The organism is Microbacterium nanhaiense, from assembly GCF_014646015.1.
Taxonomy (GTDB): domain Bacteria; phylum Actinomycetota; class Actinomycetes; order Actinomycetales; family Microbacteriaceae; genus Microbacterium; species Microbacterium nanhaiense.
In genome coordinates, this window is record NZ_BMMQ01000003.1 from 24,451 (window position 1) to 42,162 (window position 17,712).

At 68.8% G+C, this 17,712-nt stretch carries 19 protein-coding genes and 1 tRNA gene; 12 read left to right on the forward strand and 8 right to left on the reverse strand.

Going from position 1 to position 17,712, the window contains the following annotated elements; translation table 11 throughout:
- The first annotated feature begins 28 nt into the window (after nucleotides 1-28).
- Both IEX05_RS05770 and IEX05_RS05775 read left to right on the forward strand, forming a co-directional pair.
- Nucleotides 29-120 (forward strand) — tRNA-Ser (locus tag IEX05_RS05770).
- Between the two features lie 272 nt (nucleotides 121-392).
- Entirely contained in the window at nucleotides 393-1,280 is an 888-nt protein-coding gene (locus IEX05_RS05775; RefSeq protein WP_188700446.1) for a putative endonuclease domain-containing protein, read from the forward strand.
- A gap of 104 nt (nucleotides 1,281-1,384) precedes the next feature.
- Here IEX05_RS05775 and IEX05_RS05780 read toward each other — a convergent pair whose 3' ends face one another.
- Genes IEX05_RS05780 through IEX05_RS05800 form a run of 5 tightly spaced genes read right to left on the reverse strand, consistent with a single transcriptional unit; the run spans nucleotide 1,385 to nucleotide 6,797 of the window.
- The gene (locus IEX05_RS05780) at nucleotides 1,385-1,951 is read right to left on the reverse strand and encodes a GNAT family N-acetyltransferase (protein WP_188700447.1); all 567 of its coding nucleotides are present in this window, start codon (nucleotides 1,949-1,951) and stop codon (nucleotides 1,385-1,387) included.
- Nucleotides 1,944-2,945, reverse strand: coding sequence for a tryptophan--tRNA ligase (gene trpS, locus IEX05_RS05785; RefSeq protein WP_188700781.1), 1,002 nt, complete (start codon nucleotides 2,943-2,945; stop codon nucleotides 1,944-1,946). The genes IEX05_RS05780 and trpS overlap by 8 nt, the downstream gene beginning before the upstream one ends.
- Before the next feature lie 12 nt (nucleotides 2,946-2,957).
- On the reverse strand, nucleotides 2,958-3,893 hold the full coding sequence (locus IEX05_RS05790; protein ID WP_188700449.1) for an NUDIX hydrolase: 936 nt from the start codon (nucleotides 3,891-3,893) through the stop codon (nucleotides 2,958-2,960).
- A gap of 5 nt (nucleotides 3,894-3,898) precedes the next feature.
- Nucleotides 3,899-6,085, reverse strand: coding sequence for an RNA degradosome polyphosphate kinase (locus IEX05_RS05795; protein ID WP_188700450.1), 2,187 nt, complete (start codon nucleotides 6,083-6,085; stop codon nucleotides 3,899-3,901).
- Between the two features lie 46 nt (nucleotides 6,086-6,131).
- Entirely contained in the window at nucleotides 6,132-6,797 is a 666-nt protein-coding gene (locus IEX05_RS05800) for a response regulator transcription factor (protein WP_188700452.1), read from the reverse strand.
- A gap of 104 nt (nucleotides 6,798-6,901) precedes the next feature.
- Between IEX05_RS05800 and IEX05_RS05805 the strand changes: the two genes are divergently transcribed.
- From IEX05_RS05805 to IEX05_RS05820, 5 genes are all read left to right on the forward strand, one after another.
- Nucleotides 6,902-7,258, forward strand: a complete 357-nt coding sequence (locus IEX05_RS05805; RefSeq protein WP_188700453.1) for a hypothetical protein — start codon at nucleotides 6,902-6,904, stop codon at nucleotides 7,256-7,258.
- A 20-nt stretch (nucleotides 7,259-7,278) separates the two neighbouring features.
- On the forward strand, nucleotides 7,279-7,413 hold the full coding sequence (locus IEX05_RS15425; RefSeq protein ID WP_268237863.1) for a hypothetical protein: 135 nt from the start codon (nucleotides 7,279-7,281) through the stop codon (nucleotides 7,411-7,413).
- Nucleotides 7,414-7,490: 77 nt separating this feature from the next.
- Entirely contained in the window at nucleotides 7,491-8,096 is a 606-nt protein-coding gene (locus IEX05_RS05810) for a heme-binding beta-barrel domain-containing protein (protein WP_188700454.1), read from the forward strand.
- Nucleotides 8,096-9,202: a CAF17-like 4Fe-4S cluster assembly/insertion protein YgfZ gene (ygfZ, locus tag IEX05_RS05815; protein WP_188700455.1), complete on the forward strand. Its 1,107-nt coding sequence runs from the start codon at nucleotides 8,096-8,098 to the stop codon at nucleotides 9,200-9,202. The genes IEX05_RS05810 and ygfZ overlap by 1 nt, the downstream gene beginning before the upstream one ends.
- A gap of 4 nt (nucleotides 9,203-9,206) precedes the next feature.
- On the forward strand, nucleotides 9,207-9,947 hold the full coding sequence (locus tag IEX05_RS05820; protein ID WP_188700457.1) for a phosphoglyceromutase: 741 nt from the start codon (nucleotides 9,207-9,209) through the stop codon (nucleotides 9,945-9,947).
- 54 nt (nucleotides 9,948-10,001) lie between these two features.
- Here the strand turns inward: IEX05_RS05820 and IEX05_RS05825 are convergent, their stop codons facing one another.
- The gene (locus IEX05_RS05825; protein ID WP_188700458.1) at nucleotides 10,002-10,685 is read right to left on the reverse strand and encodes a response regulator; all 684 of its coding nucleotides are present in this window, start codon (nucleotides 10,683-10,685) and stop codon (nucleotides 10,002-10,004) included.
- Nucleotides 10,682-11,902 (reverse strand): sensor histidine kinase, encoded by a 1,221-nt coding sequence (locus IEX05_RS05830; protein WP_188700460.1) that lies wholly within the window; start codon nucleotides 11,900-11,902, stop codon nucleotides 10,682-10,684. Before IEX05_RS05830 ends, IEX05_RS05825 begins: the two co-directional genes overlap by 4 nt.
- Nucleotides 11,903-12,082: 180 nt before the next feature.
- On the opposite strand from IEX05_RS05830, the gene phoU reads away from it, so the two are divergent.
- A complete protein-coding gene (gene phoU / locus IEX05_RS05835) occupies nucleotides 12,083-12,760 on the forward strand; it encodes a phosphate signaling complex protein PhoU (RefSeq protein WP_188700461.1) in 678 nt (225 codons plus the stop codon).
- A 78-nt stretch (nucleotides 12,761-12,838) separates the two neighbouring features.
- On the opposite strand, the gene IEX05_RS05840 is transcribed toward phoU, so the two are convergent.
- Nucleotides 12,839-13,357, reverse strand: a complete 519-nt coding sequence (locus tag IEX05_RS05840; RefSeq protein WP_188700463.1) for a DNA modification methylase — start codon at nucleotides 13,355-13,357, stop codon at nucleotides 12,839-12,841.
- A 163-nt stretch (nucleotides 13,358-13,520) separates the two neighbouring features.
- On the opposite strand from IEX05_RS05840, the gene IEX05_RS05845 reads away from it, so the two are divergent.
- From IEX05_RS05845 to rlmB, 4 genes are all read left to right on the forward strand, one after another.
- Nucleotides 13,521-14,018 carry a CarD family transcriptional regulator gene (locus IEX05_RS05845; RefSeq protein ID WP_188700464.1) on the forward strand — a complete coding sequence of 166 codons (498 nt, stop codon included), beginning with the start codon at nucleotides 13,521-13,523 and terminating at the stop codon, nucleotides 14,016-14,018.
- Nucleotides 14,019-14,083: 65 nt separating this feature from the next.
- Nucleotides 14,084-15,316, forward strand: coding sequence for a 2-C-methyl-D-erythritol 4-phosphate cytidylyltransferase (gene ispD / locus IEX05_RS05850; RefSeq protein ID WP_188700782.1), 1,233 nt, complete (start codon nucleotides 14,084-14,086; stop codon nucleotides 15,314-15,316).
- A gap of 9 nt (nucleotides 15,317-15,325) precedes the next feature.
- Nucleotides 15,326-16,711, forward strand: a complete 1,386-nt coding sequence (gene cysS / locus IEX05_RS05855) for a cysteine--tRNA ligase (protein ID WP_188700466.1) — start codon at nucleotides 15,326-15,328, stop codon at nucleotides 16,709-16,711.
- Nucleotides 16,704-17,672 carry a 23S rRNA (guanosine(2251)-2'-O)-methyltransferase RlmB gene (rlmB, locus tag IEX05_RS05860; RefSeq protein ID WP_188700467.1) on the forward strand — a complete coding sequence of 323 codons (969 nt, stop codon included), beginning with the start codon at nucleotides 16,704-16,706 and terminating at the stop codon, nucleotides 17,670-17,672. Before cysS ends, rlmB begins: the two co-directional genes overlap by 8 nt.
- Nucleotides 17,673-17,712: the final 40 nt, after the last annotated feature.

Here is a 17,712-nt window from a genome sequence, read left to right on the forward strand (position 1 = left end):
GATGACATGCGCGCCTCGGCGAGCATGAGGAGACGTGCCGGAGCGGCCGAACGGACTTCACTGCTAATGAAGGGTTGGGGTTAAACCTAACCGGGGGTTCAAATCCCCCCGTCTCCGCCAAAATCCCGAAATACCCCTGGTTCCCCCGGGGGTATTTCTGTGTCTGCGGCCCGCCTCGCCTCCGACGCGCGGCCCCGTACACGACGACGCAGATTTTCGGATGACTTGCCGCGTGAACCAGTTTCCGGTGCCCGGTGGCCGAGAATCTGCGTCGTTGTGTACGCGCGCGCCAGTTGTCCACATGCAGGAAATTTGGGCGGCCATCCACAGGGGCCGCGGAATCATGGGGAAGTCGATCTCGGCGGATTTCTGGGATCCGGCAGTGTCGGTTCATGACGCTCGAAAAGGTCCACCTCAGGTCGCTCTCGTACGCCGATCTCAGAGCCGACGGGCTGACACGGCGCGGGATCCGGGGCAACATCGACTCCGGCAGCTTGTTTCATGCCCGCCGCGACTACTACGTCGACGGCACGGCGAGCGAGGCCATCAAGTCGGCCGTCCGCATCGGCGGCCATCTCGACTGCATCTCACTCATGCGCGAGCTCGGCGTCTACGTGCTGGCGACATCAGGTGTTCTGCACGTGCAGATCCGGTACGGGCGCCACTGGCTGCGTTCGCCTCGATCACGATCGATGCGCCTCGCCGACTCGAAGGCACGGGTTGTCACCCACTGGCGTGCCGATACCGTGGACGAGCACTCGACGATCGCGCTCCTTCCACGCGCGCTCGCACAGGCCGTGCTGTGCCAGAGACCCCGGGCCGCGATCGCGACGCTGGATAGCGCGATTCATCTGGGGGTGATCGGGCTGGCAGACCTCGACGAGGTGTTCCGGTGGCTTCCGGAGCGGCTGCAGAGACTCCGAAAGTTCGTCGACGGCAGGGCGGAGTCGGGCCCGGAGACCTTCGCGAGGCTGCTCCTGCGCACCCTTGGATGCTCGATCGAGCTACAGGTCGAGATCGGTGGTGTCGGCCGGGTGGACCTGCTCGTGGACGGGTGGATCATCGTCGAATGCGATAGTCGGGCCTTCCACGGCGGGTGGGACCAGCAGTCGAAGGACCGCATGCGCGACCTCGCCGCCGCGGCGCAGGGCTACGCCACCCTCCGGCCCACCGCGAACCAATTGGTCAACGCCCCGCAACGCTTAACCGACGCCGTTCGAGGCCTCCTCCGCCTCCGCAGCGCCGTACACAACGACGCAGATTCTCGCCGCCGTGGCTAGAGAAATCGATTCTCGCCGCGGATCCTCCAAAAATCTGCGTCGTTGTGTACAGGGCGTGCAGGGCGCGCGGGGTGTGCGGGGTGCGGGACGGGGAACGGCCGGGGTTAGAGCCCCCAGAGTTGGGGGTGGCGGGGGTCGGTGTTCAGGAGGCCGGCCATCCAGCCGTCGGTGCGGCCGTGGGCGCCAGCGACGCCGTGGTGCGGCAGCCCCTTGCGCTGGATGCCCTCGAACTGGAAACCGAGCTTCTGGGCGACGCGCGCGGATCCCTCGTTTCCGACGACCGCGCGCCACAGGATCCGTTCGAGCCGCATGGGGCCGAACGCGAAGTCGAGCACGGCCTGCGCCGCCTCGGTCATGTATCCGTTGCCGCGAGCGCCGGGCGCGGCCCAGAAACCGAGCTCGCTCGCACCGTCCGCGATCTTGTGCAGCCCGATCACGCCCGCGAACCCCTCGGGCGCGCGCAGGGCCCAGACATACTCCGAGCCGTCCTCCCACCAGTCGGCGACGAGCGCCACGAAACCTTCCGCGTCGGCGCGCGTGTAGGGGGAGGGGACGGTCGTGTAGTACTGAATGTCCGGATCCTGACACGCCTCGAAGATCGCGTCGACGTCCGAGGCGTCGGGCGCGCTGAGGGTGAGGCGGGCGGTGGTGAGCGTGACCTGCTCAGCCACGTCGGAGCAGCCCGACGCGGTCGTAGACCTTCTTCAGGGTCTCCTCCGCGACCTCGGCGGCACGGTCGGCGTTGTGGGCGAGCACGCGGTCGAGCTCCGCCGGATCCTCGAGCAGCTCGAGCGCACGGGCGCGCACGGGCTCGAACTCGGCGACGACAGCGTCGCGCACGCCCTGCTTGAGGTGGCCGTACTGCTTGCCGGCGTACTCCTCCTCCAGCTGCGCGATGCTGAGGCCGGTCAGTGCCGACTGGATCGACAGCAGGTTGGAGACGCCGGGCTTGTTCTCGCGGTCGTACCGCACGACGCCCTCGGAGTCGGTCACGGCGCGCATGACCTTCTTCGCCGTGACGTCGATGTCGTCGAGAAGGTACAGCACGCCGGCCTGCGACTCGGCGGATTTCGACATCTTCGCCGTCGGGTTCTGCAGATCGTAGATGCGCGCCGTCTCGCCCGGGATCGTGGGAGTGGGCACCGTGAAGGTCTCGCCGAAGCGCGAGTTGAACCGCTCCGCGAGGTCACGAGTCAGCTCGACGTGCTGCTTCTGGTCGTCGCCCACGGGCACCGCCTCGGCCTGGAACAGCAGGATGTCGGCGGCCATGAGCACGGGATAGGTGAACAGGCCCACGCTCGTCTTGTCGCTGCCGTAGCGCCGTGACTTGTCCTTGAACTGCGTCATGCGGCCGGCCTCGCCGAAGCCCGTGATCGTCGAGAGCACCCAGGCCAGCTCGGCGTGGGCGGGCACCTGCGACTGCACGTAGAGCGTCGACTTCGTCGAGTCGATGCCGGCAGCGATGTACTGCGCGGCCGTGCGGCGCGTCTTCTGGCGCAGCTCGCTCGGATCCTGCTGCACGGTGATCGCGTGCAGGTCGACGACCGTGAAGAACGCGTCGTAGTCGTTCTGCATATCGCGCCACTGCATGAGGGCCCCGATGTAGTTGCCGATCTGAAGCGAATCGGCGGAGGGCTGCATTCCAGAGAACAGGCGCGGTTTCATCACCCTCACAGCCTACTTCGGCGGGCGGCGCTCATCCAAAGGAGAGTGCGTCTCCACCGCCACGATCTGGCCCCCGCGGCGCACGTGCGCGACCGTGAACGAGCCGGTCGACAGCGAGGCCGCCTCGCGCAGCTCGCGCGAGTAGCCTGTTTGCGTCTGGACCGCGAGCGCCTCCATGAGCGCGGGGATCACGGGCCCGTGCGAGCAGATCACCACCGGCTTGGCCTTCTCGACGCGCTTGGCGATGATCGCGGCGGGGTCATCCTCGCCGCGCTCCCAGGCGTCCTGGCTGATCGCGTCCTCGGCGTGCACGCTCTTACCGAGCGCGGCGGCGATCGGCGCGGCCGTCTGCTGGCACCGCGCGGCGGTCGACGCGTACACGCGGCGGATCCCGAAGGCGCGCAGCGGACCCACCGCCGCCTGCGCCTGTTCGTGGCCGGTCGGCGTGAGCGGGCGGACCGCATCGGTCGACCCGGATCCGGCCTTTCCGTGGCGCATGACGACGACCGGGAAGGTATCGAGGCCGCCGGCGTCGATGAGCTGTTCGAAACGGCCGAGCACATCGGTGTCCGCCGGGTAGCTGAGCTTCTCGCGCGCCTCGTCGAGCGTCATCCACACGATCTCGGAGATCTCGTTGTTCGGTGTGAAGCGCGCCGCCGCGAGGGCGGCCTTCGTCGCCTCGACGGCCCAGTACGCGACGTGCTTCTTCCTCCCGGAGGGGAGGCGGTACTTGACGGCGCCGAGCGGCGCGCCGAGGACGCCGGCGATGCCGGTCTCCTCGAAGATCTCCCGCACCGCCGCCTCCGCGAAGGTCTCGCCCGGGTCGAGCTTGCCCTTCGCGAACGACAGGTCGCGGTACTTCCTGCGGCGCACCGCGAGCACGCGCACGCCGTGGCCGTCGCGGCGCCACACGACGCCGCCCGCCGCGAGTACGGTCTGGCTCGGCACGCGGGTTACCTCCTGGCCACGCGGGCGCGGCGGCGGCGCTGAATCTTCGACATCGTGGCGTCCTGCACGTCGACGAGCTGCTTGCCGTTCTCGTCGACGTTGTGCCGCTCCCACTGGCCATTCGCGCCGAGGTGCCAGGTGGCCGACTTCTCGTCCATCGCGAGGTCGAAGAAGCGCGTCAGCTCGGTGATGTGCGAGGGGCGGGTGATCTGCACGAGAGCCTCGACGCGGCGGTCGAGGTTGCGGTGCATCATGTCGGCGCTGCCGATGTACATCTCCGTCTTGCCGGCATTGCCGAACGAGAAGATGCGCGAGTGCTCGAGGTAGCGGCCCAGCACGCTGCGCACGCGGATGTTATCGCTGACCCCCGGGAGGTCCACGCGGAGGCTGCAGATGCCGCGCACCCACACGTCGACGGGCACGCCGGCCTGCGACGCGCGGTACAGCGCATCGATGATCTCCTCGTCGACCATCGAGTTGACCTTGATGCGCACGTGCGCCGGGCGGCCGGCGAGCGCGTTCTGCCGCTCACGCTCGATGAGCTTCAACAGGCCCTTGCGCAGGTGCCGGGGCGCCGTGAGCAGGCGCTTGAACTTCTTCTCGAGCGCGTATCCGGACAGCTCGTTGAACAGGCGCGTGACGTCCTGGCCGACGACGGGGTCACAGGTGAACAGCCCGAAGTCCTCGTAGATGCGGCTCGTCTTCGGGTTGTAGTTGCCGGTGCCGACGTGGGTGTAGTGGCGCAACTGGCCGTTCTCCTCGCGCAGCACGGAGACGATCTTGCAGTGCGTCTTGAGTCCGACGATGCCGTAGACCACGTGCACGCCCGCCTTCTCGAGCACGCGAGCCCACTCGATGTTGTTCGCCTCGTCGAAACGGGCCTTCACCTCGACGAGCGCGAGGACCTGCTTGCCGTTCTCGGCGGCGTCGATGAGGGCCTTCACGATGGGGCTGTCGCCCGAGGTGCGGTACAGGGTCTGCTTGATCGCGAGCACCTGCGGATCGCGCGCGGCCTGCTCGAGGAAGGCCTGCACGCTCGTCGCGAACGACTCGTACGGGTGGTGCACGAGCACGTCGCCCTGGCGGATCGCGCCGAAGATGTCGGCCTTCGGGTGCTTCGAGTCGCTGTCGACGGGCTGGAAGTCGATGGCCGTTACCGGAACGTGCTTGTTGTAGCGCAGCTCCGGACGGTCGACGCGGCCGAGCTCGAAGAGCGCGCGCAGGTCGAGGGGCGCGGGAAGGCGGTAGACCTCCTGCTCCGAGATCCCGAGCTCGCCCAGCAGGAGATCCAGCGTGACGTCGTCCATGTCCTGCGTGATCTCGAGGCGGATCGGCGGGCCGAAGCGGCGCCGCAGCAGCTCCTCCTCGAGGGCCTGGATGAGGTTCTCGGTCTCGTCCTCCTCGATCACCATGTCTTCGTTGCGCGTGAGGCGGAAGGCGTGGTGCTGGATGATCTCCATGCCGGGGAAGAGCTCGTCGAGGTGTTCCGCGATGAGGCTCTCGAGCGCGATCAGGCGCACCGCGTCGCTGTCCGGATCCGCGCTCGGCACGCGGATCGCGCGGGGCAGCATCGCGGGGACCTTCAGGCGCGCGAACTCCTCGCGGTCGTTGCGGGGATGGCGGATCCGCACCGCGAGGTTCAGCGACAGGCCGGAGATATAGGGGAACGGGTGCGCGGGGTCGACTGCGAGCGGCATGAGCACGGGGAACACGTGCTCCTGGAAGTAGGTGTAGAGGCTCTCGCGCTCGGCCTCGTCGAGCTCGGCCCATTCGACGAATTGGATCTTCTCGGCTGCGAGCTCGTGGCGCAGCTGCTCGTGCCAGACGCGGGCGTGGCGCTCCTGGAGCTCGTGAGCCTTCTCGCTGATCGCCTCGAGCACCTTCTGCGGCGGTGTGCCGACGTTGCTCGGCACCGCGAGGCCGGTCATGATGCGCCGCTTGAGGCCGGCGACGCGCACCATGAAGAATTCGTCGAGGTTGCTGGCGAAGATGGCGAGGAAGTTCGTGCGCTCGAGCAGCGGCACGTTCGGATCCTCGGCGAGCTCGAGCACGCGCTGGTTGAACGCAAGCCAGCTCAGCTCGCGGTCGAAGTAGCGGTGTTCCGGAAGGTCGGGTGCGTCGACCTCGAAGAGCTCATCGAAGTCGTCGTCTTCGCCGCTCAAACCTGCATCGACGATTGCGGAGTCGGTCATGGGAATCATCCTTACACCCGGGAGGGAAAGCTCACGTGAACAAGTATCACTCGGCGTTATCCGCCGTGAAACGGTACCCGACGTTTCGCACGGTGCCGATGAGATGGTCCAGATCGCCGAGCTTCGCGCGCAGACGCCGCACGTGCACGTCGACCGTGCGGGTGCCGCCGAAATAGTCGTAGCCCCACACCTCGCTCAGCAGCTGCTCTCGCGTGAACACGCGTGAGGGGTGCGTGGCGAGGAAGTGCAGGAGCTGGAACTCCTTGAAGGTGAGGTCGAGCGGCCGGCCGCGCACCTTCGCCGAGTACGACGCCTCGTCGATCGTGATCCCCGAGGTGCTCACCCGCGACGTCTCCTGCTCGGCGGCGGTCCGCGCCGTCAGCAACCGGATCCGCGCGTCGATCTCGGCGGGACCGGCGCCGGGGAGCACCAGATCGTCGATACCCCAGTCGGGGGAGATCGCGGCCAGGCCGCCCTCGGTGGCGACGAGGAGGATCGGGGCGACGTGCCCCGCCGTGCGAAGGATCTTGCACAGGGACTTCGCCTGGGCGAGGTCGCGTCGCGCGTCGACGATGATGACGTCCGCGGCGGGCGCCGACACGAGCGTCGCGGGGGTTGCCGCGAGCGCGGTCACCTGATGGCTGAGGAGTTCGAGCGCAGGAAGAGGTGCGTCCGACTCGGGAGCTGAGCTCAGGCTGAGTAGATGTGCCACGCGGATTCCTCTCGTGAGATTCCATCTTATGCGTGTCGTTCACCCGAGTCCGGCACAATGGAGCTTCAGGCCCCGAGGGACAGGGCGCGTAGGGGAGGGCCGGGATGACGCAGAGTATGGGCAAGGCGCCTCAGGAGCGCGGTGGCATCGTCGGTCGGGTCGCGCGCAGCCAGGGGCTTCTCCTGCCCTGGTGCATCTCCCTCGTCCTGGCGATCGCCGTCGAGATCTTCGCCCCGCCCTCGCACCGCTGGGACGGGTATGCGGCGGCCGCGGGGGTCGCGGTGATCATCACCTTCCTCGTGCAGGTCACGATCGCCCGCGCGGACGGGTTCATCCTGCGCACGTCGACCTCGGCGCTCGGGAGCGTCCTGATCATCGGCATCGTCTCCTTCGTCGGCGCCCTGTTCGCCGCCTCGGGGGCAGGGTTGTCGCTCTTCCCGTCCGATTTCGGCGCGAGCTGAGGGCGGCGTAGGATAGCGACATGCTCGAATTTCTTCGTGGTATCGATGTCTTCGCCCTTGAGATGTTCTTCGTGGGGCTGCTCGGTCTCGCGAGCGTCGCGATCGCGTTCTGCTCGGTCGCGGTGGTCGTGAACCTCTTCCGCGGCCAGAAGTAACCGCCGCACCTCTCGGGCCGGCCCGCTCAGCGGGATCCGGCCCTTTTCGCGTGCCCGGCGGATACGCTGGAGGCACCATGATCGAGATCCCCACTGACACCCCCGCCGACCTCGTTCCGCTGTCATGGCTGCTCGGGGTCTGGGAAGGCACCGGCGTGATCAACTACGCCGCCGGCGACGCCCGTTTCGAGGGCGAGTTCCGGCACCGGGTGAGCTTCAGCCACGACGGCGGGCCGTTCCTCAACTACGTGGCTACGGCCACTCTGCTTGCGACCCCCGACAAGCCCGAGCAACTGCTCGTCTCCGAGACGGGCTTCTGGCGCCTCGCGCGCCCCGCACACGATGCCGCCCCCGGGCCGGGTCTGCTCCCCGCTCTCGGGTCCGAGCCGCAGCGAACCGCCGACGACGTCGAGGAGCTGCGCACGAGCGATGGCGCGTTCCCGATCGAGGTCGCGCTCAGCCACTCCGACGGCGTGCAGGAGCTGTACGTCGGCGAGATCAACGGCCCGCGGATCCAGATCGGCACCGACGCCGTCGTGCGCTCCGCGAGCGCGAAGCACTACGGTGCGGCGACGCGAATGTACGGTCTCGTCGGTGGCCGGCTCTTCTGGGTATGGGACATCGCGGCCCTCGGCGGCGAAATGGCCTCGCACGCGTCCGCCGAACTGGACAAGGTGGCCTGATGAATCCCTTCCTGTCACGAGACGGCGTCATCGCCGACGACGCAGGCGTGATCGCGCACGCGGGTAACCCGGTGAGCGAGCAGCGCCGCCTCGAATCCGGATCCGCGATCGCGCCGCGCGCCGATCGGACGGCGATCCGGCTCACCGGCGCCGATCGGAAGAGCTGGCTCGATTCGATCACCTCGCAGGCGCTGACGACGCTCGCGCCGGGCGACAGCACGGAGCTGCTGGTCCTCGACCCGCAGGGCCGAGTGGAGCACGCGGCGGCGGTCGTCGACGCGGGCGAGGAGCTGTGGCTCATCGTCGACGCGGGCGATGCCGCGCCGCTCGTCAAATGGCTCACGATGATGCGCTTCCGTGCCGACGTCCAGATCGAGACGCCCGAGGGCGTGCAGGTGATCGGCGCCATGCGCGGCGGCGCCGCCGCCGACGCGCTCGTAGACGCGGCCGTGCGGGTGGGCGAGGTGCCCGTCGTCTGGGCGGATCCCTGGCCGTCCGTCACCGCCGGCGGCTGGCAGTACGCGGAGGCGGCCGAGCACCCCGGCACCGGCTACCACTGGATCGAGGCGGTCGTCGCCGACGCCGCCCCGCTCGCCGATCTGCCGCTTGCCGGATCCCTGGCGGTCGACGCGCTGCGCGTCGCCGCATGGCGGCCGCGCTGGGCAGCCGAGGTCGACGAGAAGTCGATTCCGCACGAGTCGGACTGGTTGCGCACGGCGGTGCACCTGAACAAGGGCTGCTATCGGGGTCAGGAGACGGTCGCGAAGGTGCACAACCTCGGTCACCCGCCGCGACGGCTCGCGTTGCTTCACCTCGACGGATCCGATTCGGTCCTCCCGGAGAAGGGCGACGTCGTCTACGACGGCGATGAGGAGGCGGGCCGCATCACCTCGGCGGTGCGCCACCACGAGCTCGGCCCCGTCGCACTGGCGATCCTCTCGCGCCGTACGCCCGCGGACAGGGAGCTGGTGGTCGTGGCGGGGGAGGATCGCATCGCGGCGGCCCAGGAGGTCATCGTTCCCGCCGATGCCGGTCGCACGGCCGACATCCCGCGCCTCACGCGGCTGTCTCGCCGCAAGCAGGTCGACCCGCCGACGGTAGACTAGAAGCATGACGCACACCCTGATCCTGCTCCGCCACGGGCAGAGCGAATGGAACGAAAAGAACCTGTTCACCGGTTGGGTGGACGTCCGACTCACCGAGCAGGGCCGCAGCGAGGCCAAGCGCGGCGGCGAGCTCCTCGCCGAGCAGGGCGTGCTGCCCGACGTGCTCTACACCTCGCTCCTCAGCCGCGCCATCCAGACCGCGAACATCGCGCTCGACGCGGCCGACCGCCTCTGGATCCCGGTGAAGCGCTCGTGGCGCCTCAACGAGCGCCACTACGGTGCGCTCCAGGGCAAGGACAAGGCGCAGACGCTCGCGGAGTTCGGCGAGGAGAAGTTCATGGAGTGGCGCCGCTCGTTCGACGTTCCGCCGCCCGCGATTGACGCCGACGACGAGTTCGCACAGACGCACGACCCGCGCTATGCCGGTATCGACGGCGAGCTGCCGGCGACCGAGTCGCTCGCTCTCGTGATCGACCGCCTGCTGCCCTACTGGGAGAGCGACATCGCCGCCGATCTGCAGGCCGGCAAGACCGTCTTGGTTGCCGCCCACGGCAACTCGCTGCGCGCACTCGTGAAGCACCTCGAGGGCATCAGCGACGACGACATCGCGGCGCTGAACATCCCCACGGGCATCCCGCTCGTCTACGAACTCGACGACGAGCTGCGCCCCACGGGCCCCGGCCGCTACCTCGACCCCGAGGCCGCCGCCGCCGGCGCCGCGGCGGTCGCGAACCAGGGCAAGTAAGAGCTCGCGCGAAAATGGGGATCCCCTCGGGGATCCCCATTTTGCGTTGCCGCCTCAGCCCTCGAAGCGGTACCCGAGGCCGCGCACGGTGACGAGCATCGTCGGCTTCGAGGGGGTCTCCTCGATGCGCGAGCGGATGCGCTTGATGTGCACGTCGAGCGTCTTCGTGTCGCCGAAGTAGTCGGATCCCCATACGCGGTCGATGAGCTGACCGCGAGTGAGCACGCGACCCGTGTTGCGCATGAGCAGCTCGAGGAGCTCAAACTCCTTGAGGGGCATGCTGATCTGCTCGCCGTCGACCGCGACCGTGTGGCGGTCGATGTCGAGCGTCACGCGACCGCCCTCGAGCACGTGCTCCTCGTAGTCCTCCTCTGGCTGGGCGGAGCGGCGCAGCACGGCGCGCATGCGCGCCAGCAGCTCGCGCGAGGAGTACGGCTTGGTGACGTAGTCGTCGGCGCCCAGCTCGAGCCCCACGACGATGTCCACCTCGGAGTCCTTCGCCGTGAGCATGACGATCGGCACCTGGCTCGTCGCGCGGATCTGGCGGCAGACCTCCGTGCCCGGGATGCCGGGGAGCATGAGGTCGAGGAGGATCACGTCCGCGCCCTGTTCCTGGAACAGGCGCAGGGCCTTCTCGCCGTCGTCCGCGATCTCCACCTCGAAGCCCTCGCGGCCGAGCAGGTACGCGAGCGGATCCGCGAGATCGGGTTCGTCTTCTACAAGCAGCACACGCGTCATGCGGGGCTATCCTTTCGCTTCGCCGCACGTTCTGCGGCGCGCTTCTTCTTGTCCTTCAGCTTCTTTTTCTTCTTGTCGACCTTGACCGGGACGGCGCCCGTCAACGGTCCGCCCACCGGCAGTCGGATCGTGAAGGTCGAGCCCTGCCCTTCGCGCGACCAGAGCCGGACCTCGCCGCCGTGCCGCTGGATGGCGTGCTTCACGATCGACAGGCCGAGGCCGGTGCCGCCCGTGTGGCGCGAGCGCGCCTGGTCGGCCCGGTAGAAGCGCTCGAAGATGCGCTTCTGGTCTTCCTCGGAGATGCCGAGGCCCTGATCCGTCACGGCGATTTCCACGATATCCTCGTCCTGCTTCACGCCGATGCCGACGTGGGAGCCCTCGGGGGAGTATGCGATCGCGTTCGACACGAGGTTGCTGAGCGCTTCGACGAGCACGCGCGCGTCGCCGTGCACGTGCACGCCGTTCTCGCCGCCCGTGATCAGCTCGACATCGGCCGCCCGCGCCGTCACGAGGTGGGCCTCGACCGTGCGGGCGACGACCTCGTCGATCGAGACGTCGCTAACGTCGATCAATTCGTCCGCGGCCTGCAGGCGCGAAAGATTCATGATGCGCGCGGTCAGCTGCCCGAGGCGGTCCGCCTCGGCCGACACGCGCTCGGAGAAGTGCCGAACCTGATCCGGGTCATCGGCCGCCATCACGAGCGCCTCCGCCAGTAGGCCGATCGCGCCGACGGGTGTCTTCAGCTCGTGGCTGGTGTTCTGGATGAAGTCCTGCCGCATCTGCTGCACGCGCTCCTGCTCGGAGATGTCGCGCACGAAGATCGCGATGAAGTCGTCTCCGATCGCCGCCGCACGGCCGACGACGAGCCGCGTGTCGTTCGAGACGCGGCTCACGCGGACGCGCATCGTCTGGGCGGGCGAACGGCCGCCCCGTCGCGCCTGCTTCATCAGCTCGCGCAGCTCCTCCTGCGCGAGGCGGCGGCCGGCCACGACGCCGAGCCAGCGGGAGGAGGGCGACGCGGCGAGAACGATGCCCGATGAGTCCGTCACGACGGCGGCGTCCTCGAGGACGTCGAGCATCGACGTCACGGCCCGGGGGATCTGCGGATTGGCCGTCTCGGCCGCCCGGGCCCGGAGACGGAACGCGCCGACGAGGACGAGTGTGACCAGCGTGCCTATGGCGATCCCGACGAGGAGGGCAAGCAGGGATCCGGGCATAATTCCACAGTACGTGGACGCGAGCTGACACGCTGATGAACTAACGGAGATCGCGTAGCGGCGCGTCGTGAATTCACCATCGCTCCACTGTCCGTTAACCTTCGGAAGCAAGAATCGGGCTCGCCGCGTGGGGCGCTCGAAGCGTCGCGCAATCCACGGAGACACGAAAGGGCGCCCAACATGCGTGAAGTGTTCCACGAGACACTCGAAGACATCCAGAACCGACTGATCGAGATCTCCGAGCTCGTCGCCGAGGCCATCGAAAAGGCGACACGCGCCTTCGCCACCGGCGACGTCGCGCTCGCCGAAGAGGTCATCGCGAACGACGACCACATCGACCAGCTGGTGCTCACGACCGACGAGATCGCGATCGAGACCCTCGCGATGCAGCAGCCGGTCGCGCACGACCTGCGCGTGATCGTGTCGGCGCTGCGCGCCAGCGCGTCGCTCGAGCGCATGGGTGACCTCGCCGACCACATCGCCCAGCTGGTGCGCTCGCGTTACCCGGAGCGCGCGATTCCGCACGGCCTCATGCCCGTGTTCGAGCGCATGGGTCGCCTCGACGTGCAGGTCGCGCGCACCCTCGCGACGCTGCTGCGCACGCAGGACCTCAAGTACGCGATGGAGATCCGCGACACCGACGACGAGATCGACGAGCTGCACGCGAGCGTGTACGAGCGCGTGCTCGGCGAGTCGTTCGGCGGCGAGATCCCGCACGCGATCGACGCGACCCTCGCGAGCCGCTACCACGAGCGCTTCGCCGACCACGCCGTCTCGGTCGCGAAGAAGGTCATCTACCTCGCCACCGGCGACTGGTCGGGTGCGTCCGACGACGAGATCGACGAGTCGAACGACTGATCGCGTAGCGCACGAGAAAGGGGATCCCGTGAGGGGATCCCCTTTCTCGTGCTGTGGCCGAGTTTCTTGTGCGGCGGCTCAGTGCTCTTCGACCATCGACACCGGCGCGCATGCCTCGGCGTCGTACTCGTCGTTCGGAGCGAGCGTGCTGTACTCGGTCAGGCAGTTGCTCAGGACCGGAATGTTGATCTCCACGCCGTCGGCGTCGCCCGGCTGCGCGTGCACGACGAGCGTCGAGCCGGGGATGGCGTCGATGCCGTCGAGCAGCTCGGGCGCATCCTTCCCGCCGAGGCTCAGCGTCTCGCCCGCCTTGACCGTGATCGATGCGCTTCCGCCCTCCCAGTCGAGGCCGAGGGTCTGATCGGCGTCGCTGTTGTTCGCGAGCACGGCGACGAAGTTGCCCTGGCGGCCGTCGGCGTCAGCCACGACCAGCGCGTTGCGGACATCGAGGCCCGGCTCGTCGGTGTGCGGCAGGTTCACGCCGTCGGAAGCGGTGTACTCGATGGTCGTCGCCTGCTGTGCGACGATTCCACAACCCGTGGCGGTCAGAAGCACGGCGCCGGCAGCGGCGAGGGACGCGATGATGCGCGATTTCACGGATCCTCCAGGTGGTGCGTTTCCCGCGCAGGAGGCGGGCCCACGCCATCCTATCGGGTGCGCCTGAATGCTTCAGCCCGCGGGGAGAGGAGCGGGCGGCGCGTAATCCTAGTGCACATGGCGCTGTGGTAGACTAGCGGTCGCTGGGAAGGACGTAATCCATATGCTTTTTGAGGTCGGCGAAACAGTCGTCTACCCCCACCATGGGGCTGCAACCATCACCGAAGTGAAGACTCGAGTCATCAAAGGCGAGGAGAAGACCTACCTCAAGCTCAACGTGACGCAGGGCGACCTCGTCATCGAGGTGCCCGCCGAGAACGTCGACCTGGTCGGCGTCCGCGATGTCATTGACGAGGGCGGGCTCAACCAGGTGTTCGAGGTGCTGCAGGCACCGTTCACCGAGGAGCCCACGAACTGGTCACGCCGCTACAAGGCGAACCTCGAGAAGCTCGCGTCGGGCGATGTGATCAAGGTCAGCGAGGTCGTGCGCGACCTCTGGCGCCGCGATCAGGACCGCGGGCTCTCGGCCGGCGAGAAGCGCATGCTCGCGAAGGCCCGACAGGTGCTCGAATCCGAGGTCGCGCTCGCGAAGCGCGTCTCCGAGGAAGAGGCCGCGAAGATCCTCGACGAGACCCTCGCGCAGGACGTCGCGACGGCCTGAGTCTCTCGTCATCAGCCGCCCCGCACCGTGCATCGGTGCGGGGCGGCTATTTTCTTAGGGTGAGCATGATCGATATCGACACCGCGATCGTCGTCGTCGCAGCGGGAAGCGGTACGCGCCTCGGCGCCGAGGAGCCCAAGGCCTTCGTCGCGATCGACGAGCACGAGATCCTGCGGCACTGCCTCCGCGGCGTTCTCCGCGCGCGGCCCGCCCAGGTCGTCATCGTCGCGCCCGCCTCCCACCTCGAAGCGGCGCGCCGGCTCGCGGCGGCGGAGGCCGGATCCGCGATGCACCTGGTGTCGGTTGTCGCCGGCGGGGCGACCCGCCAGCGGTCGGTCGCGGCGGGGCTCGCCGCGCTGGATCCGCGCGTGCGGACCGTGCTCGTGCACGACGCCGCCCGCGCGCTCACGCCGCCCGCGGTCATCGACCGCGTCGTAGACACCGTGAGGGAGACGGGCCACGGCGTGCTCCCCGTGCTCGACGTCGTCGACACCATCAAGCGCACCGACGGCGAGTTCGTCACCGCCCATGTCGACAGGTCGCAGCTCGCCGCGGCGCAGACGCCGCAGGGCTTCCCCCGCGAGGCGCTCGAGGCCGCCTACGCGAGTGCGAGCGCCGACTTCACGGACGACACGGCCGTCGTCGCGGAGGCGGGCCTCCCCGTGCGCCGGGTCGCCGGATCCGAGACCAGCTTCAAGATCACGACGCCCGCCGACCTCGCCCGCGCCCGGGACCTCGTACGCCGGGCATCCCGGACGCGGCCGCGACGCGATGACGAGGGGAACACGGACGAGATGCGCGACGACTTCCGCGATGCTCCGCAGCCACTCCTGCCGCGCGTGGGGATGGGAACGGATGTTCACGCCTTCGGGGGAGAGGGCGACCTCTGGCTCGCGGGGCTGGAATGGCCGGGCGAGCCGGCGCTCTCGGGGCACTCGGACGGCGACGCCGTCGCACACGCGATCGTCGATGCCGTCCTGGGCGCCGCGGGCCTCGGCGACATCGGGACGCACTTCGGGGTCGACCGGCCGGAGTTCGCGGGCGCGCACGCGGCCGCATTCCTCGAGGAGACCGCCCGGCTCGTCGCCGCGGCGGGCATGCGGATCGGTAACGTGTCGGTGCAGATGCAGGCGCAGCGACCGCGCTTCGCGGGCCGCAGGGTGGAGGCGGAGGCGGCGCTCTCCGCGGCGCTCGGCGCGCCGGTGTCGGTATCGGCGACGACGACCGACGGTCTCGGGTTCACGGGGCGCGCGGAGGGCGTGCAGGTCTTCGCCGTGGCGATGGTCGCGCCCGCGTAGTCTTGGTACGTGACTCTTAGGCTGTACGACACCCGCGCCCAGGCGCTGCGCGAGTTCGCTCCCCTCGACGAGACGAACGTCACGATGTACGTGTGCGGACCGACCGTGCAGTCGGGCCCGCACGTCGGACACCTTCGCGCCTCGCTCGCGTTCGACCTGCTGCGGCGGTGGCTCGCGTATCGCTACGATCGTGTCACCTTCGTCCGCAACGTCACCGATATCGATGACAAGACTCTCGCCAACGCGACCGACGCGGAGCCCTGGTGGGCCCTCGCCTACCGCGTGGAGCGCGAGTTCACCGCCGTGAACGACGCGATCGGCATCCTCCCCCCGAGCTACGAGCCGCGGGCGACCGGATCCATCGAGCAGATGCAGGAGCTCATCGCGCGCCTCATCGAGCGCGGCCATGCATATGCGGCCGCCGGCGACGTCTACTTCGACGTGCGGTCGTGGCCCGAGTACGGCGCGCTCACGCGCCAGCGCCCCGAGGAGATGGACCCGGACGGTGATGCGGATCTGCGTGGCAAGCGCGATCCGCACGACTTCGCGCTGTGGAAGGCCACCAAGGCGGGGGAGCCCGAGACGGCGTCGTGGCCCTCACCCTGGGGTTCGGGGCGCCCCGGCTGGCACATCGAGTGCTCCGCCATGTCGCGCCGCTACCTCGGCGACGAGTTCGACATTCACGGCGGCGGTCTCGACCTGCGCTTCCCTCACCACGAGAACGAGCTCGCCCAGTCATCCGCGGCCGGGCATGCCTTCGCGCGGTACTGGGTGCACAACGGGCTCGTCACCGTGAACGGGCAGAAGATGTCGAAGTCGCTCGGTAACTTCATTCCGGCGGCCGAGCTGCTCGCGGCGCATCCGGCGCGGGTGGTGCGCTACGCGCTCGCCGCCGCGCACTACCGCTCGAATCTCGATGTGTCCGAACAGGCGCTCACCGAGGCCGCGAGCGCGCTCGACCGCATTGAGGGCTTCGCCGACCGTGCGCTCCGCGAGCTCGGCGACGCACCGGCGGGCCGGATCCCGGAGGCTTTCGCGAGCGCCATGGACGACGATCTCGGCGTGCCCCAGGCGCTCGCCGTCGTGCACGAGACCGTCCGCGCGGGGAACACGGCGCTCGACGCGGGCGAGCGCGAGGCCGCCGCGGGCGCTCTCTCAGCTGTTTTCGGCATGATGGACGTGCTGGGGCTGCCTCTTTCTTCGAGTGCGACGGCATCCTCGGGATCCGCAGACCGGGCGCTCGGCGCCCTGGTCGACCACCTCCTCGCGCAGCGGCAGACCGCGCGCGCCGAGAAGGACTGGGCAACAGCCGATCGCCTGCGCGACACCTTCGCGGCGGCCGGCATCACCCTCGAAGACACACCATCCGGAACACATTGGAGCATCGATGGCTAAGCCAGGACGGCCGGGCGCCGCAAAGGGCAAGAAGGGCGCGCCCAAGGGTACGGGCGGCAAGAACAAGCGCAGCCTCGCGGGGCGCGGACCGACGCCCAAGGCGGAGGACCGCACGTACCACAAGGCGTACAAGAAGAAGCAGCTCGCCGAACGCGCCGCGTCGAAGCGGCCGCAGCGCGCAGCGGCGCCGCGTCGCCGTCCCAACGACGACAACGAGTACGTGACGGGCCGCAACAGCGTGCTCGAGGCGCTGCGGACGAAGATCCCGGCGACGGCGTTCTACATCGCGCAGCGCGTCGAGATGGACGACCGCGTCAAGGAGATGATCTCCCTCGCGAAGAACCGTGACCTCGCGATCCTCGAGGTCACGCGCCCCGAACTTGACCGCATGGCGGGCTTCGACGGTGTGCACCAGGGCGTCGCGCTGAAGGTTCCGCCCTACGAGTACCCGCACCCGCAGGACGTTCTGGAGCAGGTCGTCGACCGTGGCGAGACGCCGCTGTTCGTCGCGCTCGACGGTGTGACGGATCCGCGCAACCTCGGCGCGATCATCCGCTCGACCGCGGCCTTCGGCGGTCACGCCGTGATCATCCCGCAGCGCCGTTCCGCGGGTCTGAACTCGGCCGCGTGGAAGACGAGCGCGGGCGCGGCCGCCCGGATCCCCGTCGCGATGGCTTCGAACCTCACGTCGACGATCAAGGAGTTCAAGAAGCAGGGCGTGTTCGTGCTCGGCCTCGACGGGGGCGGCGATGTGCAGATGCCCGAGATCGAGCTTGCCGACCGTCCGCTCCTGATCGTCATCGGCAGCGAGGGCGAGGGGCTTTCACGCCTCGTCACCGAGAACTGCGATCAGATCGTGTCGATCCCGATCTCGTCGGCGACGGAATCGCTCAACGCCGGCATCGCCGCGTCGGTCGCGCTCTATCAGATCTCCACCCTTCGCCAGGCTCAGGGCGAGTAACGCGGAAAACACGAAGGGCCTTCCCACTCTCGAGTGGGAA